This is a genomic window from Corynebacterium belfantii (assembly GCF_041898185.1).
In the GTDB taxonomy this organism is placed as follows: Bacteria; Actinomycetota; Actinomycetes; order Mycobacteriales; family Mycobacteriaceae; genus Corynebacterium; species Corynebacterium belfantii.
In genome coordinates this window covers 2250815-2272251 of the sequence record NZ_CP157823.1, presented here as the reverse complement: position 1 = coordinate 2272251, position 21437 = coordinate 2250815, and the positions used below count along the sequence as shown (strand labels likewise).

General features: G+C 55.9%; 20 protein-coding genes and 1 tRNA gene. 12 read left to right on the top strand and 9 right to left on the bottom strand.

Annotated elements, in window-relative coordinates; translation table 11 throughout:
• The first annotated feature begins 31 nt into the window (after positions 1–31).
• Together ABMV07_RS11335 and ABMV07_RS11330 are read left to right on the top strand one after the other, a co-directional pair.
• Entirely contained in the window at positions 32–661 is a 630-nt protein-coding gene (locus ABMV07_RS11335; protein ID WP_088267766.1) for a carbonic anhydrase, read from the top strand.
• A 69-nt stretch (positions 662–730) separates the two neighbouring features.
• A complete protein-coding gene (locus ABMV07_RS11330; protein ID WP_088267767.1) occupies positions 731–1447 on the top strand; it encodes a hypothetical protein in 717 nt (238 codons plus the stop codon).
• A 30-nt stretch (positions 1448–1477) separates the two neighbouring features.
• Here the strand turns inward: ABMV07_RS11330 and radA are convergent, their stop codons facing one another.
• Positions 1478–2869, bottom strand: coding sequence for a DNA repair protein RadA (radA, locus tag ABMV07_RS11325; RefSeq protein ID WP_197691866.1), 1392 nt, complete (start codon positions 2867–2869; stop codon positions 1478–1480).
• Positions 2870–3494: 625 nt separating this feature from the next.
• Here radA and ABMV07_RS11320 point away from each other — a divergent pair.
• Both ABMV07_RS11320 and ABMV07_RS11315 read left to right on the top strand, forming a co-directional pair.
• Positions 3495–4094: a hypothetical protein gene (locus ABMV07_RS11320; RefSeq protein ID WP_234917873.1), complete on the top strand. Its 600-nt coding sequence runs from the start codon at positions 3495–3497 to the stop codon at positions 4092–4094.
• A complete protein-coding gene (locus ABMV07_RS11315) occupies positions 4009–4713 on the top strand; it encodes a hypothetical protein (RefSeq protein WP_234917872.1) in 705 nt (234 codons plus the stop codon). Before ABMV07_RS11320 ends, ABMV07_RS11315 begins: the two co-directional genes overlap by 86 nt.
• A 101-nt stretch (positions 4714–4814) precedes the next feature.
• Here the strand turns inward: ABMV07_RS11315 and ABMV07_RS11310 are convergent, their stop codons facing one another.
• Entirely contained in the window at positions 4815–5396 is a 582-nt protein-coding gene (locus ABMV07_RS11310) for a hypothetical protein (protein ID WP_197691865.1), read from the bottom strand.
• A 253-nt stretch (positions 5397–5649) separates the two neighbouring features.
• Between ABMV07_RS11310 and ABMV07_RS11305 the strand changes: the two genes are divergently transcribed.
• Genes ABMV07_RS11305 through ABMV07_RS11280 form a run of 6 tightly spaced genes read left to right on the top strand, consistent with a single transcriptional unit; the run spans position 5650 to position 10978 of the window.
• Positions 5650–6231, top strand: a complete 582-nt coding sequence (locus ABMV07_RS11305) for a CarD family transcriptional regulator (protein WP_088267864.1) — start codon at positions 5650–5652, stop codon at positions 6229–6231.
• Between the two features lie 9 nt (positions 6232–6240).
• Positions 6241–6975 carry a 2-C-methyl-D-erythritol 4-phosphate cytidylyltransferase gene (ispD, locus tag ABMV07_RS11300; RefSeq protein ID WP_088267863.1) on the top strand — a complete coding sequence of 245 codons (735 nt, stop codon included), beginning with the start codon at positions 6241–6243 and terminating at the stop codon, positions 6973–6975.
• Positions 6968–7450 carry a 2-C-methyl-D-erythritol 2,4-cyclodiphosphate synthase gene (gene ispF / locus ABMV07_RS11295; RefSeq protein WP_197691864.1) on the top strand — a complete coding sequence of 161 codons (483 nt, stop codon included), beginning with the start codon at positions 6968–6970 and terminating at the stop codon, positions 7448–7450. The genes ispD and ispF overlap by 8 nt, the downstream gene beginning before the upstream one ends.
• Positions 7451–7468: 18 nt before the next feature.
• Positions 7469–8860, top strand: a complete 1392-nt coding sequence (cysS, locus tag ABMV07_RS11290) for a cysteine--tRNA ligase (protein WP_197691863.1) — start codon at positions 7469–7471, stop codon at positions 8858–8860.
• Between the two features lie 27 nt (positions 8861–8887).
• Complete coding sequence (gene rlmB / locus ABMV07_RS11285) at positions 8888–9829, top strand: 23S rRNA (guanosine(2251)-2'-O)-methyltransferase RlmB (RefSeq protein ID WP_088267860.1); 942 nt, start codon at positions 8888–8890, stop codon at positions 9827–9829.
• Positions 9830–9850: 21 nt separating this feature from the next.
• Positions 9851–10978, top strand: coding sequence for a LacI family DNA-binding transcriptional regulator (locus ABMV07_RS11280; RefSeq protein ID WP_088267859.1), 1128 nt, complete (start codon positions 9851–9853; stop codon positions 10976–10978).
• Here the strand turns inward: ABMV07_RS11280 and otsB are convergent.
• The 5 genes from otsB to thrE (ABMV07_RS11255) are packed head-to-tail and all read right to left on the bottom strand — an operon-like array spanning position 10941 to position 15596.
• Positions 10941–11699, bottom strand: coding sequence for a trehalose-phosphatase (otsB, locus tag ABMV07_RS11275; RefSeq protein WP_088267858.1), 759 nt, complete (start codon positions 11697–11699; stop codon positions 10941–10943). The genes ABMV07_RS11280 and otsB overlap by 38 nt on opposite strands.
• Positions 11689–12171, bottom strand: a complete 483-nt coding sequence (locus tag ABMV07_RS11270; RefSeq protein WP_197691862.1) for a hypothetical protein — start codon at positions 12169–12171, stop codon at positions 11689–11691. The genes otsB and ABMV07_RS11270 overlap by 11 nt, the downstream gene beginning before the upstream one ends.
• A gap of 27 nt (positions 12172–12198) precedes the next feature.
• Entirely contained in the window at positions 12199–13647 is a 1449-nt protein-coding gene (locus ABMV07_RS11265; RefSeq protein WP_088267856.1) for a trehalose-6-phosphate synthase, read from the bottom strand.
• Entirely contained in the window at positions 13647–13991 is a 345-nt protein-coding gene (locus tag ABMV07_RS11260) for a hypothetical protein (RefSeq protein WP_088267855.1), read from the bottom strand. The genes ABMV07_RS11265 and ABMV07_RS11260 overlap by 1 nt, the downstream gene beginning before the upstream one ends.
• A 60-nt stretch (positions 13992–14051) precedes the next feature.
• Positions 14052–15596, bottom strand: a complete 1545-nt coding sequence (gene thrE, locus ABMV07_RS11255) for a threonine/serine exporter ThrE (RefSeq protein ID WP_374064614.1) — start codon at positions 15594–15596, stop codon at positions 14052–14054.
• Positions 15597–15723: 127 nt separating this feature from the next.
• On the opposite strand from thrE (ABMV07_RS11255), the gene ABMV07_RS11250 reads away from it, so the two are divergent.
• Positions 15724–15796, top strand: a tRNA-Thr gene (locus ABMV07_RS11250).
• A gap of 280 nt (positions 15797–16076) precedes the next feature.
• On the opposite strand, the gene thrE (ABMV07_RS11245) is transcribed toward ABMV07_RS11250, so the two are convergent.
• A complete protein-coding gene (thrE, locus tag ABMV07_RS11245; protein ID WP_196977533.1) occupies positions 16077–17528 on the bottom strand; it encodes a threonine/serine exporter ThrE in 1452 nt (483 codons plus the stop codon).
• Positions 17529–17640: 112 nt separating this feature from the next.
• Between thrE (ABMV07_RS11245) and ABMV07_RS11240 the strand changes: the two genes are divergently transcribed.
• A complete protein-coding gene (locus ABMV07_RS11240; protein WP_088266595.1) occupies positions 17641–19377 on the top strand; it encodes a pyruvate dehydrogenase in 1737 nt (578 codons plus the stop codon).
• Positions 19378–19473: 96 nt separating this feature from the next.
• Here ABMV07_RS11240 and ABMV07_RS11235 read toward each other — a convergent pair whose 3' ends face one another.
• Positions 19474–21387 (bottom strand): solute carrier family 23 protein, encoded by a 1914-nt coding sequence (locus tag ABMV07_RS11235; RefSeq protein WP_088266596.1) that lies wholly within the window; start codon positions 21385–21387, stop codon positions 19474–19476.
• Between the last annotated feature and the right edge of the window lie 50 nt (positions 21388–21437).

Sequence of the window (21437 nt, the reverse complement as noted above, 5' to 3'; positions counted from 1 at the left end):
TATTTGCCAATTCGGTGCAAAAATGTGATCTATGGCAAAGCTTGAAACTGCAGAGTTTGATCGAGATCCCCGAGGTGTGTGGGAAACCTTACTCGAAGCAAATGGTCGTTTTGTTCGCGGAGAACCATTGCGTCCCAACCAAGATGCCGCCCGACGCGAAGAACTGACCAAAGGCCAAGCTCCTCGCGCCTGCGTATTTACCTGTGGCGACTCCCGAGTACCCGCAGAGCTGCTGTTCGACTCCGGATTCGGTGACATCTTCGTGGTACGTACCGCAGGCGAAGTAATCGATTCAGGTGTTCTTGCCTCAATCGAGTTCGCGGTCCTAGGCCTAGGCGTGGAAGTCGTGGTTGTTCTCGGACACGAATCCTGTGGTGCGGTGGCAGCAACCGTTGCTGTGCTCGAAGGTGCAGAAGTACCCACCGGCCACCAGCGCACGCTTGTTGAACAGATCACCCCTTCCATTTTGGAAGCAAAGTTCGAAGGCCATGACACTCCCGATGATTTTGAGCGCCACCACGCGGCAGCGATGGTGGACCGCATCATGCAGACCTCGCCTGCGATTACCGAGGCTGTAGAAAATGGCCAGACCGCACTGATCGCAGCGCGCTACCGGTTGTCTGATGGTGCCGTAGAAACCATCAAAACCTGCGGTTTTTAATCACCTAGGAACAAGACACACCCCCTGCCTTGGCGCAATCTGCGGCCGGAAACCTTTAGGCTGAAAGACGTGGATCGACGTAATGAGAATCAGCACACTGGTAGGCTCCCCGAGGTCTACTACAAACGTCGCCGCGTCGCAGCGGTGGTGGCATTACTAGTAGTCGTGTTTCTGGTGATCTGGTTGTTGTCTGCTCTTGGCAACAAATCGGATCAGACACAGCCTGAAACCACACCGGTGGTTGACACCACAGCAGCCTCGGTGACAGGGGAAAAATCCTCCTCTGCTGCATCGTCACAATCGACGGCGAGTTCTTCTGCAAACGAGTCTGCCTCTGAAAGCGCCTCCCAAGAGCCGTCGGCAAGCACAACTGCCAAAGCCTCGGAGAAAACCTCCTGCACGCTCGACGACCTAGAAGTCACCGCGAGCACCAACAACCCCAACTACGTCAAGGGCGCAAAACCCACCTTCTATATGACGGTGAAAAACCCCACCAAGGCCGATTGTGCGATCGACCTCGACGAAAACGTGATCCGCTTTGAGGTATACGGTCTAGCCACTAACCAACGCATTTGGTCCGACATTGACTGCAACCAGCCTATGGACAAAGGCAAAGTGACCATCAAACCAGGTGAAACACTCAGCTACGAGGCTGTGTGGGCACGCACCAAGAGCGCACCTAAACAGTGCCAGAACCGACCCAATGTAGAAGCTGGCGGCTACTTCCTCCACGCAGTGGTGGGTTCTAAGCCTTCGCCCGCTTACACCTTTAATATTGCAAGTTAAACGCGGCTGATTGCAGGCCGAAAAAGGGGCTTATCCCACAGCGACATCCAGAGCTTCTCGGATGTCGCTTATTTGTATCACCTTAATTCCGGAAACCTTTGTTTCACTGGGGTCAGACACAGGGATAATAGCGCGCTTATATCCCAGCCTTTGGGCCTCCATGAGCCGGCGCTGGATATTAGGCACTCGACGGATCTCGCCAGCTAGACCAACCTCGCCAAGAACCACAGTTTTTTCTGCAATAGCCTTCTTATTAAGGGCACTGGCCGTGGCGAGTGCAATAGCCAAGTCGGTGGCAGGTTCTCCCACTTTCATTCCACCAACGGTGGCAACATAGACCTCGCTGCTGTGGGTGCGTTTTCCGGCGCGTGCGGCTAAAACCGCTAAGACCATGGGAACACGCGCGGGATCAAGCCCTGTGACAGCACGTCGTGGATTTTTTGCTTCCGTGGGGACCACAAGGGCTTGCACCTCCGCAACGATGGGACGAACACCATCCATGGCTACGGTAACTGCTGTTCCATCTGGTGTGCTGCCATGATGGGAGAGGAAAAGCCCAGAGGGGTCTGGAACCTCGCGTATACCATCAGAATGCTGCTCAAAGCAGCCGACCTCATCGGTTGCGCCAAAACGATTCTTAATGCCGCGGAGCATGCGGAGGCTGGAATGGCGGTCGCCCTCAAAGTTTAGAACAACATCGACTAGGTGCTCTAGTACGCGCGGACCTGCCACGTTGCCGTCTTTAGTCACGTGCCCTACCAAAAGGCAGGGGATCCCCGTGGTTTTGGCAAGGCTGGTGATTGCCGCTGTAACGGCACGCGATTGCGCCACGCCGCCTGCTACGCCTTCAACGCCACTTGCCTGCATGGTTTGAACGGAGTCGATGATCAGCAGGCTTGGTTTGATCTGATCTACATGGCCAAACACGATGCCCAGATTGGATTCCGCCGCTAAATATAAGGAATCCTGTAATGCTCCTGTGCGCTCAGCACGCACACGAACTTGCTCCGCAGATTCCTCGGCAGTGATATACAGAGCTGTGCGGTTGCCTGATCCTTGCTTTTGCTGAGCCCACTTGCTGGCAACCTCAAGCAGCAGGGTGGACTTGCCTACGCCTGGCTCACCAGCGAGTAAGACGACAGAGCCTGGGACGATGCCGGAGCCTAATACACGGTCAAGCTCCCCAATTCCGGTGGATTGCGTGCTGGAACGGGTGGCGTCGATACGCGTAATCGACTGAGCGGGACTAGTGGGGATAAGCCCAATAGGTTTGGCGCTGACACTCGGCGCCGCAGAGCTCGTTGCCACCTGATGTTCTTGGAATGACCCCCATGCGCCACAGTCTGGGCAGCGCCCCAGCCATTTCGGTGAGGTATATCCGCATTCGGAGCATATATGCGAGCTACGTGCTTTTTTAGCCATGGGAACACCATAAACTATGGCTATGACATTCGATCGAGTTGGTGTGTTCGAATGTGTTCTGGTGGCGTGTCAATGTGGGGTAGAGGTGCTCCGTGTGGGGGTGTTTTTATTTAAGAATTAAGGACATTTAGATTGGCAGAAATTGTCTTAGTCATTTATTATATTTGTCGCTTAGCGCATGTAAAATGCAGCAAAGGGGCTGCAAAATGAGTTGGCAAAGTTGGGAAATATTCGTTAGTGTTACAAAACTCATTAAAAATACTGAGAAAAGCCTGAAGTGCTTTTTGAGGGGTCGCAGGGGCTAAAAGTGAACGGCTCGGCCTGTTAGAGGGGAATTATGGCAAAGCAAAAGGTCACACGGGGGCTACTGCATGTGTAGTAGGCTGTCTGGCCTTAATTCCTCAACCCTTAGTTGTGGCTCAGAATGTGCCACAACCGCCAGCTGTTGTGCGAGAAGGGCATCATGATCATCGTCTGCATAATGCCATTACGGGGGTAGCATTACTCAGGCAGCAAGCGCAGGGATTCGCTCCACTTTCCCCAGACGCAGAACTGCGCAGTAATGAAGAACTAGGTGTTCGGATCAACTGGCACACCAATAGCGCGGTAAAGCCTAGGGATTATTTTGTTTACCAGCTTCCCAGCACGTTGGATCTTGGTGGTCTTACGCACTTTGACATTAACAATGGTCCCAGGCACTCCAGTGATTGCTCACGCTGCCATTGATACGAACAACAAACTGACCGTGACCTTTAATGATCACATGGCTACACACTCAGCTACTGGCCGAGGCGCTATCACGATCACGGCACCCTTGAACTATGTGGCAAAGCGAGATCATGGGTACACGACCATTGATCTTGGTGGGTTTGGTACGCACAAGCTCAAGGTAAAACCTGTTCGGCCTAGTGAGCCAGAACCACTTGCTGATTCAGCTGACAAGGCTGAAGAAAAGCTCGTTGTGGATTCGCCGGAAATCAAACATGTGATGAACTCTGTTCCGTTGACAGGGATTGCGGATTCGACCGAGTCGACTACGCCAACGTCCACCCCTGGCGCTCAGCCGCAGGGGTGGCCTGATGATGAGCCCGCCGATCCCAACACCGAAGGCTTGCTGGATTGGGCGGAAAACCCCATTGATGAGGAGCCGTGGAACGATTTCGGTGTACGACGAGGCATGGGAGTATCCAGAAGACGCGCTAGTCGACGATTCCTATCGTCCTGAAACTCCACCCCAGATGATTCCTCGGTCGAAGCAACCCACTTCGCAGCCGCAGAAACCACAGCCGGAGGCGAAACCTGTTCCTGTGCGCGAGCGAGAGCCTGCGCAGGAACCTGTGCAAGAATCGAAGCCACTGGATCCCGAGGAACCTGCCGTTCTCGTGCGGGAACAAGAGGCCGTACGGGAAGTGCCTCGCAACGCGGGTCGTGTGATTGAGCGACCACACAGCGTTATTGAAATGCTGTTTCCTTCGCGGGATAAAAACCCCAGCAGTCAGATCTCTGAGCCGTCTCAAACGTCTGAGTCTTCGGCAGCACCAACCGCTGCGGCTGCTAGCGAGTCTGCCCCACAAGGTGCCTCGGCTACAAGCATAGGAGTTGCTTCGGTTATATCTGTGGGGCATAAGCCTACGCAGGATCCGCAGTCGAGCGAACTTATCGCTGGCGCGGGCCACCTCCATTACGATACTGAGGATGAGTCGGTGGCGATGGATGATCGCCACGAAATCCGTCAAGTGCAAGGCGATGTGCTGGGAGGGCAGCCGGTGGCTGCCCTCCTGATTAACCTAGCAGCACTCGCCATTATGGTTGGCGGAGCATTCTTGCTGCTTCGGCTTCGCTAAAATGCAATCGTGGTCATAGAAGCTATAGAAAATCCGCCGTCAGACTGTAGTGCAACAGTGTGACGGCGGATCTATTGCTGCGATAAGCAGCACATTAAGGCTTAGTGGCTGTGGTTAGCGTGCTCGCCACCGATCTGGCGGTCGTGCTGGCCGGATTCCAGAACTGGGGCGGCGATGGTGGCGTCGAGAGCAATGTCGCCGGAGTCGAAGGAGAAGACAACGTTCTTATTGCCGCCAACTGCCAAGCCCTTGTTCTCAACCGAGGTGATCACGTGGGTGATGCAACCAGCCTTTGGCTCGGTCAGCTGAGATATCTCGGCTTTGATACCGCCGACGATGGAGCAGTCGCTAGCAAGCTTGGTGTCGCCGTCGATGGTGGCCTTGGTGCCGTCGACAGTAATGCTCTTCAGTACGTGCTCTTTGTTGCTGTTGTCTTGGTTGATGGCGGTGAACTTCACGCCTGCCTGGCCCTGTTCGGTGAGACTAATGGTCACGTCGCGCAGTGCGATGGTGCCGTTGGCATTATCGACCTCCGAGCCATCAACAGCCGCTACCTGATCGGAGGTCTGGGTGATCTGGCCAGCGCTGCACGAAGTGAGAGCAAGCGCAGAAGCTGCTGCAACAGAGATCATTGCGCCACGGCGAGCGGCGGACTTCAGGGACTTCACGTGTACGTCCTCCATAAGGTGAGACTGTTAGTCGATTAAGGGCTAATTTTCTTTCCTTACTTTAGTAGGCTGCGGTGGAGTTCACACAGTTGCTGGCGGATCGCCAGCCAAAAGGGGGGAAACTTTAGGAGGATCGGAACTTTCGGGATGCGGTTGATGTCTGCTGTGGTGTAACGAAACTCGCAGGCAACCCCCTGTGGCCAATGCTCAAGGCAATTGGACTCACGTGGTAGAATGCCACAGTTACACGAATGCGCAAGGAGTATAGATGGAATTCAAGGTCGGCGATACCGTCGTTTATCCACATCACGGTGCCGCAGTAATCGAGGCAATCGAGCACCGCGAGATGGGCGGTGAGACCTTGGAGTATCTGGTTCTTCAGATTAACCAGTCCGACTTGGTCGTGCGCGTGCCTTCCAAGAACGCCGAGCTGGTTGGCGTTCGCGATGTCGTTGATGATGAAGGTCTGCAAAAAGTATTCGGCTTCCTGCGGGAAACCGATGTGGAAGAGGCCGGAAACTGGTCCCGCCGCTTTAAAGCTAACCAAGAGCGTTTGGCTTCCGGCGACGTGAACAAGGTTGCCGAAGTTGTCCGTGACCTGTGGCGCCGCGATCAGGGCAAGGGCTTGTCTGCAGGTGAAAAGCGCATGTTGGCTAAGGCACGTCAGGTACTCGTCGGCGAGTTGGCCCTTGCTGAGAACAAGGACGAGAAGCAGACCGAGGAAATCCTCGCTCAGGTTGATGCCACCATCGAGCGTCACCGCGCCGAAAACAAGGGCGTTGAGGAAACCAAGGTGGAGCCACTGGGCGACATCGACCTCGACGATCTCAACTTCGACGACGAGGACTAGCCACGTACCATGTCGCGCAGAGTCGTAGCCCTCGTGGCGGCAGCGGGCAAAGGCACTCGATTGGGTGCAGATCTACCCAAGGCCTACGTCCCGTTGCGGGATATTCCACTGGTGGTGCGCTCTGTGCGTGCGATGATTACCTCTGCCGTAGTTGATGAGGTCATCGTTATTATCAGCCCCCAAATGCAGGATTATGCTGCCGCGCTGTTATCGCGTTGGGGGCTTTTCAGCGCCGACATCCCCGTGCGTCTTGCCCACGGCGGTGCTGAGCGCGCCGATTCTGTGTGGTGCGGTTTGCAAGCCATCGCAGATACCGACGCGGTAGTGCTCATCCATGACTCTGCACGCGCGCTCACCCCACCTGGCATGATCGCTAGGGTGGCACGTGCGGTACTCGATGGCCACGATGCTGTGATCCCCGTGCTGCCGGTTGTCGACACCATCAAAACAGTCCACGGCACTACCGTTGTGGCAACGCCGCCTCGGAGAGACTTACGTGCTGTCCAAACCCCGCAAGGTTTCGATATTGCTGCATTGCGGGCAGCAAACATTGCGTATCAGCAGCAACAACCCAATTTCGAAGCCACCGATGATGCCAGCCTCATGGAATGGTTTGGCACCCCAGTGCTGTGCGTTGACGGCGACCCCATGGCCTTTAAGGTAACCACTCAGCTTGATTATGAACTGGCCAAGGCCGTGACTGACCAAGCAGAACCAACTATTTTCGAGGTACCCAGTGACTAATCCTCCCATCATCCCACGCGTGGGCATTGCCACCGACGCACACCAGATCGAGGCCGGAAAACCCTGCTGGATTGCCTGCTTACTGTTTTCCGACGCAGACGGTTGCGAAGGCCACAGTGATGGCGATGTGGTAGCACACTCACTTGTCGACGCCCTCTTGTCTGCCGCCAACCTTGGCGACCTAGGCTCCTTCGTGGGCGTTGGCCGTAAAGAATACGATGGTGTTTCTGGCACCCAGCTGCTTAAAGAGTGCCGTGAACTGCTGGAATCTCATGGATTTACCATCGGCAACGGTGCCGTTCAGCTGGTTGGGCAATCTCCCAAAATGGGGCCACGTCGCGAAGAAGCCGAGCGTGTGATGAGCGAAATCCTAGGTGCGCCAGTGTCTGTTTCGGCAACGACAACCGACCACCTTGGCTTTACCGGACGCAGTGAGGGTAGAGCTGCCGTCGCCACCGCTGTGGTGTGGAAGTAGCCTGCTAGACTAACCTGCGTGACTTTACGCATCTTTGACACAGGAACACGTTCGCTTCGAGATTTTGAGCCGATTCTTCCCGGCCATGCCTCGATCTACCTGTGTGGAGCAACCCCGCAGACACAACCCCACATTGGGCATGTGCGCTCAGGGGTTGCTTTTGACATTCTGCGCCGCTGGCTTATCGCCCAAGGCCTCGATGTTGCATTCGTTCGCAATGTCACCGATATTGATGACAAAATCCTCACCAAAGCAGCAGAAAACGGCCGCCCATGGTGGGAGTGGGCGTCTACCTATGAACGCGAATTTAACTGGGCGTATAACCAGCTCGGTGTGCTGCCGCCATCAGTAGAGCCCCGCGCAACCGGGCATGTCACCCAGATGGTGGAGTACATGCAACGCTTGATCGACAACGGCTTTGCCTATGCCGCCGAAGGATCCGTGTACTTTGACGTGGCAGCATGGACTGCCGCTGAAGGCTCGGACTACGGCAGCCTATCGGGCAACCGAGTAGAAGAGATGGAACAGGGCGAAACCGAGGTCACCGGCAAACGTGGTACTCACGACTTTGCGCTGTGGAAGGCCGCAAAACCAGGTGAACCTTCGTGGCCTACCCCGTGGGGTGCTGGCCGCCCCGGCTGGCACTTGGAATGCTCCGCAATGGCAACCTGGTACCTCGGTGGGGAATTTGACATCCACTGCGGTGGCCTCGATCTGCAGTTCCCGCACCACGAGAACGAGATTGCACAGTCCCATGCAGCAGGCGATGGATTTGCCAACTACTGGATGCATAACCACTGGGTCACCATGAGTGGCGAGAAAATGAGCAAGTCCTTGGGCAATGTTTTGTCCGTTCCAAATATTTTGGACAAAGTCCGCCCAGTCGAGCTGCGCTACTACCTGGGGTCTGCACACTACCGCTCCATGCTGGAATACTCCGAGGGTGCACTGTTGGAAGCCGCCACCGGCTATCGACGCATCGAGGCATTCTTAACCAAGGTTGCAGATGTAGAAGCAGGGCAGTGGACCGCAGAATTTGAAGAGGCCATGAACGATGACCTCGCCGTCCCACGCGCACTGGCAGAGATTCACACCCAAGTCCGGCATGGAAACTCTGCACTTGCAGCAGGAGACGTCGATAAGGCCCGTGAGATCGCCGAAAGCGTTCGCGCTATGGCCGCTGTGCTTGGCGTTGATCCACTCGATGTGAAGTGGCTCGATTCCGCAGCCTCCGACTCCTCCGCAAACGCCGCCCTCGACGTATTGGTACAAGCCGAGCTACAGCGACGCATCGAAGCACGCGCTGCCAAAGACTGGGCAACCGCTGATGAAGTCCGCGACCGCCTCCACGCCGCAGGCATCACCGTCACTGATACACCTGATGGCCCAACATGGGCACTGAATAACTAAACGACTACACGAACTGAGAGAACAACCATGGCTGGTAATCACACCAACCGCCCAGGTTTGCGCAAAACCAACAAAAAGGGCGCAACAAAAGGCTCCGGCGCAGTACGCCGCCGCGGACTCAAAGGCAAAGGCCCAACCCCTAAAGCCGAAGATCGCGAGTACCACGCAGCATACAAAAAAAAGATGGAGCGCAAGCGTCGCGACCAAGGTCGCCACGTGAAGGAAGAAACCTCCGAGCTGGTTGTGGGCCGCAACCCCGTCGTCGAATGCCTGCACGCCAAGGTGCCAGCAACCTCGTTGTACATCGTAGAAGGCACCAAGAACGATAACCGCCTCAGCGAAGCAGTCCAGATCGCTCACTCCCGTGGCATTCCCATGATCGAGGTACCCCGCCACGAGATGGATCTGATGACCGGCAACGGTATGCACCAAGGAATCGGCCTGCAGATTCCGCCATACAAGTACACCACCGTGTTTGACCTCATCGGTCGTATTAACTCCACCGGTGAAGACGGCATGGTCGTAGTGCTCGATAACATCACCGACCCCCGCAACCTCGGCGCTGTTATCCGCTCTGTTGCCGCATTTGGCGGCCACGGCGTGGTTATCCCAGAGCGTCGATCCGCATCGGTCACAGCGGTGGCATGGCGTACCTCAGCGGGCACCGCAGCACGCCTGCCCGTGGCTAAGGCTACCAACATCACTCGTGCCGTCCAAGAGTTCCAACAAAACGGATACCAGGTTATCGGCCTCGACGCAGGCGGCGACGTCACCTTGGACAACTACGACGGCAGCGGCCCCGTCGTGATCGTAGTCGGCTCCGAGGGTAAGGGAATCTCTCGCCTTGTGCGCGACAACTGCGACTCTCTCATGTCGATCCCGATGGCCGGTTGGGTTGAATCCCTCAACGCCTCTGTGGCAGCAGGCGTAGTGCTCAGCGAATTCGCCCGCCAGCGTCGCCTGAAGTAACGCAACTGTATGGTGGTGCCTATGGCTTCCCGAAATACCCAGCGTCCCAGCCTTGCGGCACTCGCAGCGGAACTAGGCGTCTCCCGCACCACCGTGTCCAACGCCTACAACCATCCGCAGCAACTATCCGCAGAACTGCGCGAGCAAATCCTCGCCACCGCGGAACGCTTGGGATACCTAGGCCCCGACCCCACAGCACGCTCCTTACGCACGCGCCGGGTAGGAAGCGTCGGCGTGCTGTTTACCGACCACCTCACCTACGCCTTTGAAGACCTCGCCTCGGTGGACTTTTTAGCCGGAATGGCCGAGGCATCAGCGGGCTCGCAGACCTCCATGACACTCGTGCCCGTAGGACCGGACTCTCTCGACCCGACTGCGGCAAAGCAGCTGGTCAACTCCGCAGTGGTCGATGGATTCGTGGTCTACTCCGTGGCCAAAGGCGACCCTTTCCTCGAAGCCGTTCACGCTAGGGGGCTACCCGCCGTTGTCTGCGACCAGCCTGCCGACGATCACCGCATGTCCTTCGTCGGTATCGACGACCACGCGGCCATCGCTCCCGCAGCCCAAGCGCTTGTCGACGCCGGCCACCGCAACATCGGCATTCTGTGCATTCGCCTCGACTCCGAGCCCAACAACGGCCCAGTGTCGCTTGAACGCCTCGAACGCGCCCACCACCACGTGCAGCGTGCCCGAGTCCAAGGAGCAATCGAAGTATTCGACGCCGCCGGAATCCCCGCCGGCGCAGTACCGATCATCGAACGCCACATCAACGACCCCGCCAACAACATTGACGCCGCCCGCGAGCTATTAACCGCTCACCCTGACGTGACCGCCATCTTGTGCACCACCGACACCATGGCCTTTGGTGTGCTGGAATACGCCAAAGAACTCGGGTTGCGAGTACCAGAAGACCTCTCCGTCACCGGCTTTGACGGCATCGCTCCCGCCCTCAACCGCGAACTGACCACGGTGCTCCAGCCGAACAAAATCAAAGGCGAACTCGCTGGAACCTTGCTCTATTCGATGATCGAAGAGGCACAAAAGAACCCCAACGTGATCTCCCGTGGCCAACTCCACTGCGAGATCCTAGCAACGTCCTTCCACCCAGGAGCTACTGTTGTTCCGCCGAACGAGCATCGGCGAGGCTAGACAAGAACTGCCCCACGCGGTCAATGGACTCAAGGCGTACCGTGGCGCAGGTATTACCAACACCCACCTTGATGCCTACGTCGTTGCGGCCTAGCACCGCAAAGCCGTTTTCATCGGTGGTGTCGTCACCCAAAAACAGTGTTGCGGACGGACGATACTGCTTTTGCGCAGCCTTAATCCACGTGCCCTTTGTAAAATCCACCACCGAGGCCTCGGCAATCCACTTGCCCTCGGTAATCTTCGCGCCAGGGATAGCGAGCGCAAGCGCGCGATCAAGCGCGTCACGGGCACACTGCTGATCCGCTACCCGAATCACATGAAGAACGCGATGATAAGGCTTATGCTCCACAAAAGACCCTGGTACTGATGCCGCTATCTCTTCGAGCGCGACAGTGACCGCGCTGAGCGCTGCTTGCTGATCCGCGTTAAGTACAACTGCGCCCTCAGTCGATTCTGCACCATGCGAACCCGCCACAATCATTGGAGCCACAGCACCAGAAACCTGAATCAGCCCCTGCACATCGCGGCCCGAAAGCAATGCCACTCGCGAGTGTGGCAGACTCGCCAGCTGTTGCAGCGCCGCCATGGCTACATGATTAACTGGCACCTGCATAGCATCGCGACTAAAGCCCGCAAGAGTGCCATCGAAATCCGACACAACCAACAACGAGGGTGCGGCGGCCAAATGATCCAACGCCTGCTGCTGCTCGCTAGTCCACATGGTTAGCCACCAAGCTAATCGACGGCTTATCCACCTGATCCACTTGGCGAGTCAACACCATCTGTTGGCTGGAACCATGGTGAATATCAAGAGTCGAATCGGCGATAATCGACACCATCGAATCGTGAAGATAACGGTGATGTCCCTCGCAGGAATCGTCGATAGGCTGGAAACGCACCTTGCTCATCGTGACTCTACGTGCGGCCTCCGGAGCCGTCTCCGTGCCCTGATCATCACTAAAATGTGCCGTGCCTTGGAAGCGCGCACAACCGGTATAACCAGCTACCGAACCGCGACCAAAACTCATATACACAGTGCCCGCGATAGCATCAGGGACAAAACTTGGGTACTCCGGCGTGGTATGCACCGCAGTGACCTGCCACCGCGAATCCGTCACCTGAGTGGGCTGCGTACCACACCCCGCAAGAAGCGCACCCATGCAGGCAACAACTACCCATCGACGCAACACCATCACTCCTCGTGAGACTAGAAGGACGCTTTACGACGTATGAGCGCTACTAAGGTCACGCAAAAACGCCGAGGCCCACACATTCACATCATGGTCGATTACTTGCTGATGCATAGCCAGCATACGATCTCGTGCAGCTTCCGGATGATTCTTCAACGTAGTCACCGCACCAGCAACTTGGCGCTTGATCGACTCCAAATCGAAAGGATTACACAAAAATGCCTGCTCAAGCTCCACCGCGGCACCAGCGAACTCGCTAAGAACCATCGCGCCTGAACCATCGCTGTGGCAAGACACATACTCCTTGGCCACCAAATTCATACCGTCTTTAAACGGCGTGACCAGCATAATGTCCGCAGCACGATACAGCTTATTCAGCTCACTGCGATCCATATGGCGATGGTGATAATGCACCACAGAACGACCAATGGAACCAAAACGGCCATTGATACGCCCCACTGCCTCTTCAACCTCAGAACGAGCCTGCTTATAATGCTCGATACGCTCCCGAGAAGGCGTAGCCACCTGCACAAACACTGTGGTGTTCGGATCGATAGCACCGCTCTCGAGCAGCTCCTCAATGGCCAACAGACGCTGCAAAATACCCTTCGTGTAATCGAGGCGATCCACGCCCAAAATCAGCGTCTCTGGGTAGCCAAACTCAGCACGGATCTCATCACGATTACTATGCGACGCAATCAACGGCTCCACATCAATGGAAATTGGATACGCTGCCACGCTCACCACATGGCCGTCGCCAGCCGTCACCATCGCACCAACTTCGCGGACCTTCGCACGCCCCTGAGCTTCTAAGCCAAGAGCCGCAGCCAAATCCAAGAAATTATTCGCGCTGGATGTCAGATGGAAACCAACCAAATCCGCCCCCAACAAACCACGGACAATCTCCTCGCGCCACGGCAACTGGCGGAACAAATCCGAATGTGGGAACGGAATATGCAAGAAAAAGCCGATCGTAAGATCAGGGCGAATCTGGCGCAAAATACCAGGTACCAGCTGTAACTGATAATCCTGAACCCACACCACAGCGCCCTCAGCGGCAACCTCAGCAACCGCCGAAGCAAACTTCAAATTCACCTCACGGTAGGCCGTCCACCAATCGCGGTTATACACCGGCGACACAATCAAATCGTGGTACAACGGCCACAAGGTGGCATTAGAAAAGCCCTCGTAAAAGCCCTCAAAATCATGGTCGCTCAACGCAACCGGATGCACCCAAATGTTCGTGTCAGTGCGAAACGGGTCAGGAGCAGGGCCAGTACCACCATGCCAGCCCACCCAACAACCACGGTTGCCAGCAAGAACAGGCGTTAACGCAGTGACCAAACCGCCAGGGCTAGCCACCCAACACGGCGACCCATCAGCAGACGTGCTTAAGTCAACAGGCAACCGATTAGCAACCACGACAAAGTCGAAAAGCTGCTCGCCCTCATTCGATTCGATCGCAGACACGACGCTCACTAGGCCTTTTTAGTGGTCTTCTTGGTGCTCTTCTTAGCAGCCTTCTTCGTAGTCTTCTTTGTCGATTTCTTCGTGGTCTTCTTGGTGCTCTTCTTTGTTGACTTCTTAGACGTTTTCTTCGCACGAGTCTTCTTAGGAGCGTTAGCTTCCTCGTACTCTGCTGCAACCTTGCGGTATGACAACCCCTCCGGCTCCACACCCAGCATGCACATCAACGTCACACCATCAAAGAAATCGGTGGCATAACCTGCGACAATACGGCGTGCTGCGGCAGCGGTTTCTGCCTCAACAGCATGCAAAGATTCAGCAGAGTTAGTGTGGGTATCATTGACCTTGGGGGGCAAGGCTCCTCCTTTAGGGAGATAAAAACGTTGTAGCTACTAGTGCAAAACAAGTATTCTACGCTAAAAACCGCGCTTTCGCTTACTAGGATCCGGCATAGACAGCCGACCCTTAGCAAAACGACGCCGCCTATCCGCACGCTCCGCAGCCTCATCCTGCGCACGACGCTGCGCCGCCAACTGGGCCTGACGGAAAGAATAACGGTGGGAACGTCGAAAAGCCGTATACGGCTTGAAACTCTGTGGCCTGCGAATACGACGCGTAACCCACTCGCCCAACACCACGCCAGCAGCCAACGAACAACAAATCGACAACGCCATCGCCACGTTCGTAAAACCCAGCAACGTCTGCTCATTCAACGCCGCATACATACCCCGATAAATCGACAAACCCGGCAACATCGGCGTAATACCAGCAACCGCAGTAATCAACGGCGGAATCAAAAACCTACGCGCCAACAAACCGCCACCAAAACCAATACATGTCGCCGCAATCGCCGTAGCCACCACAGGGCCAATACCCGCAGGAATCAACAAGTAGTAATACACAAATGAACCCGCAGCAGCAGTCAAACCAGACACCACCACCGCAGACAACTCCGCATAACAACCCACCGCAAAAGCCGCCGACGCCGCAGCACCAGCAAACACCTTCACCCACGACGGGCTACCGCCCAATAACGCAGCCTGCTCCAACGGCGGCAACGTAATACCTAACGACGCCGCCAATTGGATACCCGCACCAACACCAGCCACAATCGCGCCGGTGATCAGCAACGTCTCAAAAAAGCGCGCACTCGCCGTCACCGGAGCACCCGTAATGCCATCCTGCAACGACTGCACCATCGTCAAATTCGCCATCATCACCACAATGCCAGCGGCAACAATATGACTCGGCGAAATAGACACCCCATGCGACGTCACCGCACTATAAAGCAACGCCGCTGGAAACGTCGCAATGAAACCACCAAAAATATTCTGAAAAAACAACGGCAACGAATTACGATCCAGCCACACACTGCCGCCCATAATCACCAACGCCACCACAAACGACGCCAACGCCACCAGCCACGAACCCCCCAACAACACCGACACCGCAGCGCCCAAAAAACCCCACCCAAACACTGCTGTACGGAAGCGATACTTCGCCCGAGTCTGAAACAACTCATTCAAAATCTTCTCAGCCACATCAGGGGGAGTAGCACCCGCCTGAATCGAGCGAATCAACCGGTCAACTTCGCTTAACTTAGAAAAATCCGTATTCATCGAGCGCACAACACGAAACACACTCACCGGGATCTTCTTCTCAGACCCAATAGTGGTAAACACCGTAATCGTGTTCAACGTGATATCCACATGGCAATACAACAAACCATAAGCAGCTGTCACCGCGTGAAGCTGAGCCTTCGTATCACGATTCGCCGTACCCGCCGACAACAAAATGTCACCAATACGAGCCGCCAAATCCATCACACCCGCCACCTGAGCAGGATCCGTCAAATCAATAGGAGCCAATGGCGACGGCGGCGGCGCAGCCTTCACAGCATCAATCGTTGCAATACGGCCAGAACCTGCGAACCAACCACGCAGCTTCTCAAACAGACCCACGATACGGCCCCTTTACTTCCCACACATTTCCAGCCACGACACTACAGACTCTCGCGCGGCTTTGCTTGACGGACACATGTTCCTGTAAAGTGTCACCTCAGTGCGAACTTCTATGAAGAACGCGCGTGCTGGAGTGGCGCAATTGGTAGCGCAACGCACTTGTAATGCGTAGGTTGTGGGTTCAAGTCCCATCTCCAGCTCAAAACATAAAGGTCAAGTACTGTTTTTGAAATTCAGTACTTGACCTTTTGGCTAAGTTTCTAAAAATGTCGCAAGAATGCGGGTGAGCGCTGGTCTCTATACGGGATGCGCTGGCGATTCGTCTCCTCGAACTCAAGAATACGAAAACCCAAGGGCGGCAATTTCGGGTGATTTTCGCGCCCCTTGGGTTTTCGTATTCTTGAGATCGAGCTCGTGGATTTACAGCATGCGCCACGACAATTCCACGACATGCGTACGACGCATGCGCCCCGCGGGCTGCTAGTCAAACACGTTTCGACGCCGTGCGCGCATGATCCGTACTGCCACTTTGCGGTAATGCGCCAGCGACGGTGGGCGTCGTAACCTGCGCGCGATCCATTCGCCAAAAACCACACCGGCGGATAACGCGGTAGCGGCAGCAAACGCATAGGTGAGGTTGGAAAAACCAACGAGGATCTGCTCATTGAGCAAACCGAACAGCCCGCGGTAGATCGCAGAACCCGGCAATAGCGGGGTAATGCCCGCGATGGAGATGACCAGCGGAGGAATCTGATAGCGGCGGCCGAGCAGACCGCCAACGAGTCCGATGATGACCGCAGTGGTGGCGGTTGCTGTGATGTCGTTGACCCCTGTGGGGACCAGCACGAAGTAGAACAGAGAGGAGCCCATCATTGCTGTTACTCCGGAGATGACAACGGATGGCCAGTCGGCATAGCAGGAGCGGGCGAAAGCTGCGGAGGCGAGGGTGCTGCCGATCACGCGGACGGTTTGGCTAGCCAGATTGGGCACCGGCAATGTTTCCACAGGTGGTAGGGGGTATCCGAGGGTGGCGGCAAGGGATGCGCCGATGGCGATGCCGGCGACGATGCCTGCGGTGATGATGATGGCGTCGAAAAGCCTGGCGGTGCCTGAGATGGGGGCTGCGGTGACGCCATTTTGGATGGCTTGGACGAGGGTGAGGCCTGCGACCATCACGATGATCGAGGTGGCGATGATCATGCTGGGGCGAAGCTGAAGTCCGAAAAAGAGGCCCCATTTGTAGGCGATGGCCGCAAGGATTGCGACGAAGATTCCGCCGGCGGTGTTCTGAAAGAAGATGGGCAGGCCGAGGTCGCCAAGCTTGGCGCTCATCCACATGATGGTGCCGCCGGCGAGGGTGGAGATCAGTGCGACGGGGATGTCGCCGCCGAGAAGGAGTGCCACGGCGCCAGACATGACGGCGAGGGAGGCGACGAAGCCGAACAGTCCCATGGGGTCTTTGGAGCGTTCGATGGCATCGAGGCGAGTTTCGGCGTTAATGGGGGAGGCTTTGCCGGAGTGGATGTCGCGGATGAGGCGGTCGACAAGGATGAGCTTGCGGAAGTTCTGTGTTGCTGGGGTTATGATGCGAACTACGGCGACAGGATTTCGACGGTCATCGGAAACGTTTGCAAACAGACGAATCCGGTTTGATGTCATATCCACGTGGCAATTCCAGAGCCCAAAAGATTCTGTGACCGCCGACACTTGTCGGGAAGCATCTGAGTTGGTGGTGCCCGCTACGATGAGAATCTCACCAATGCGCGCAGCGATCTCTAAAACACCTGTGACCTGCCCACGGTCGGTCAGATCGACGGGTGCGATGGGGGCGAGAGCGGGGGCTGCGGCGACGTCGATAGTCGCGGTGCCTGTCGACGCCTCTTGCCTTCGTTTGAGGGTGCGGAAGAGGGGGGCGTCGAAAAGCTTGAGCATGCTGTCGATTCTGTCACAACTCACGCGACGGTGTGGGATTGGAGTCGATAGGTGGCGGCGTCGCGGAAATCGGACGAATAATAGATGTATCACCATAAGAAAGGTTTCGAGTGTGGCAAAGAATTTTGCGGAACAAATCGTAGAAAGCTTGGAAAACCAAGGAGTAAAACGCATCTATGGTTTGGTCGGAGATAGTCTCAACCCGATCGTGGATGCAGTACGTACCTCCAACATCGAATGGATCCACGTCCGCAATGAGGAAACAGCAGCCTTCGCAGCAGAAGCAGAAAGCCTGCTCACCGGTGAGCTAGCCGTCTGTGCAGCCTCCTGCGGCCCAGGAAACACCCACCTCGTCCAAGGGCTTTACGACGCCAACCGAAACGGCGCCAAAGTACTTGCCATCGCCAGCCACATTCCCTCACGCCAAATCGGCTCACATTTCTTCCAAGAAACCCACCCAGAAGCCCTCTTTGCTGAGTGCTCCGGTTACTGCGAAATGGCCAACTCTGCACTCCAGGGCGAGGTCATCTTGCACCACGCCATCCAGTCGACCATGGCTGGCAAAGGCGTATCCGTGTTGGTCCTCCCAGGCGATGTGACCACGCAAGACGTGGAGGACGACACCTTCACCGGTTCGCGGATCTCCAACGCACGTCCCATCATGTACCCAGACCCAGCTGAGGCCGCTGACCTTGTCAAAGCCATCAACGAGGCCAAAACCGTCACCTTGTTCTGCGGTGCCGGCGTACGCTACGCCCGCAAAGAAGTCCTTGAACTCGCAGAAAAGATCAAGGCACCCATCGGCCACGCACTCGGCGGAAAAATGTACATCCAGTACGACAACCCCTTCGACGTGGGCATGTCCGGCCTGCTCGGCTACGGAGCCTGCCACGACGCTTCCAACGACGCCGACCTGCTGATCCTCCTCGGCACCGACTTCCCCTACAACGACTTCTTGCCACGCAAGAACGTTGCACAGATCGATATCGACGGCTCTCACATCGGTCGCCGCACCCGCATTACCCACCCTGTGGTTGGCGACGTTGCCGCAACAATCTCGAACATCTTGCCGCACATCGAGGAAAAGACCGACCGTTCTTTCCTCGACCGCATGCTGAAAAAGCACCACCGCAAGCTTAACGACGTGATCGAGGCCTACACCTCAGGTGTGGAGAAGCACACCCCAATCCACCCTGAATTTGTGGCCAACATTATCGACGAAATCGCCGCCGACGATGCCGTATTCACCATCGATACCGGCATGTGCAACGTTTGGGGTGCTCGCTACATCACCCCTAACGGCAAGCGTGAAATGATCGGCTCGTTCCGCCACGGCACCATGGCAAATGCGCTGCCACAGGCTATCGGCGCATCTGCTGCTAACCCAGGACGTCAGGTTGTCACCTTCTCTGGCGATGGCGGACTCGGCATGCTCATGGGCGAGTTGCTCACTGTTAAGCTGCACAACCTTCCTATTAAGACTGTTGTGTTTAACAACTCCTCGCTGGGCATGGTCAAGCTGGAAATGCTGGTTCAGGGTATGCCAGAGCATGAGACTGATCATGAGCATGTGGACTTTGATGCCATTGCTGCTGCAGTGGGTATCGAGCACATTAAGATCACGGACCCAGCTAAGGCACGTCAGCAGCTTCAGGCAACATTTGATTATGACGGCCCTGTGCTGATCGACATCATCACCGACCCTAACGCTTTGTCGATCCCCCCGAACATCACGATGGATATGTTGATGGGCTTCTCTCGTGCAGCTACGCGCACTGTTTTCGGTGGTGGCGTGGGCCACATGGTAGATATGGCGAAGTCCAATCTGCGTAACATTCCAAAACCATAGTTCTGGTTGGTGCTGTTGATACAGCAAAACCCCACCATTGCTTTCTGCTCGTGCTGGTTTCAGCCGTTGCGAAAGCAACGGTGGGGGTTGTTGTTTCTACTCGACCTCAGTAAATTTGCGATCCCATGCTGATCGCACTGGGTTGGCATCGGCGAGAAGAATATCGAAGCGGTCGTTGGCGATCTCGACGATTTCGGTGAGAGCTACTCGGTGCTCTTGCACATCGGAGTTTGCAAGACGACGTAGACCAGCGCCGACGATGGAGGCGACGGTGTCGTTGGTGTCGAGGAAGTACACGAATGGCATGCCGAAGCGTTCGCGGTAAGCCTTGGAGAGCTCCAGAACCTGCTGCGTTTCCACATCGTCGAGTTCATTGATACCCAACGATCCACGGTCAGCACTGATTGCTCGAGATTCGGCATCGGTTGCCAACAGAACTGCTGAGGTATCTGGGTAGTCGTGGATGAGTGCTTCGCGTTGTTCGCTAGGTGCGGTAAGTACTGCCACCTGGATAGCTTCGCGCAACTCATGGACGTCTGTGAATGGGCGGGATTCCCATGCTTGCTCCAGTGGCCACGTCTCTTTGTTAAACAGTGGGCGCAAAGTTGCTACGAACTCATCGCGGTCCAATGCGTTGATCTCATCGAGCGTTATACCGTCGCCAGAAACGTTGCGTGCCACCGCAGAACCCGACTGCTTTCCTACGTGGAAGAACAACAAGTTCAGCAAGATAGCGGTGATAGCACCGATGGACATGCCAGAAGAAACGAAGATACGTGCCCATTCAGGGAATGCTTCTGCAACCGATGGCTTGAAGGTAACCAGCATTGCTAATCCCAAAGCAGTGGTAACGATCGCTGCGTTACGGCTATCTGCTAGGTCAGTCTTGGCGATGGTCTGCAGACCCACCCAAGCAACATTGGCGAACAGCGCGAGGGACGCAGCTCCCAATACTGGGGAAGGAATCGACGCAACAACGGCACCAGCTTTAGGCAACAAACCGAGGATAATCATGAAGCCAGCTGCAGAAGCTGCAACCCAGCGGGACTTCACACCAGTGATGCGAACGAGGCCGACGTTTTGAGCAAAGCATGTGTACGGGAAGGAGTTCATCACACCACCTAAGAAGGTGGAAAGGCCATCGGCGCGCAGGGCTCGCTGCACATCAGACTTGCGGGTACGCTTTTTCACGATCTCGCCGGTAGCAAATACGTCACCGGTGGTTTCCACCATGGTGATGATCATGACGATGATCATGGAGAAACACGCGGTGATGTTGAACTGCGGCATGCCAAAGTAGAACGGCGTTGTAATGCCGAATGCAGCTGCATTGCCCACTTCATCCAGGTTGGCGTGGCCCAAAAGCAGCGCAACAACCGTGCCGCTGACAAGGCCGATGAGGACTGCGAGCGTGCCCAAGAATCCTCGGAAGAATCGCTGTGCCAAGATGATAACTGCGAGGGTGCCAAAAGCGTAGAAAAGATCGCGGGTTTCTGGCTGCGCTTCAGCGTAGTTAATGAAGTCATTTGCTGACACCGCTAAAAGGGACGTACCCATGACCAACAGCACTGATCCGGTAACTACTGGTGGGAAGAACCGAAGGAACTTAGCAAAGACAGGGGTGGCAAAGAAAGTAAACAAACCGGCGACGATGACGGCACCGTAGACGGTAGGAAGCGATTCGACGCCACCTTGGCCATCAGTAACACCCAAACCAATTGCGATGATTGGTGCCACTGCTGTGGTGGTCACGCCTTGAACGATCGGCAAGCGCACACCGACGTGCTTGCCAATGCCTACCGATTGGATCAATGTTGCAATGCCACATGTCAGCAAATCTGCGTTGATCAGGTGGATAGTAGTTGCAGTATCGAGATTAAGCGATGCTGCGATGAGAAGAGGGACGATGACAGCGCCAGCGTAGAACGCAAGAACATGCTGCAATCCCAAAGCTACGAGCTTGGGTGCTGCGGGAACTGCGTCCACGGGATGGATGGGAGCTGCGGACAACAGGGGACTCCTTGAATGTGTGACCAGTTGCAGACTCGATTACCTTAGCA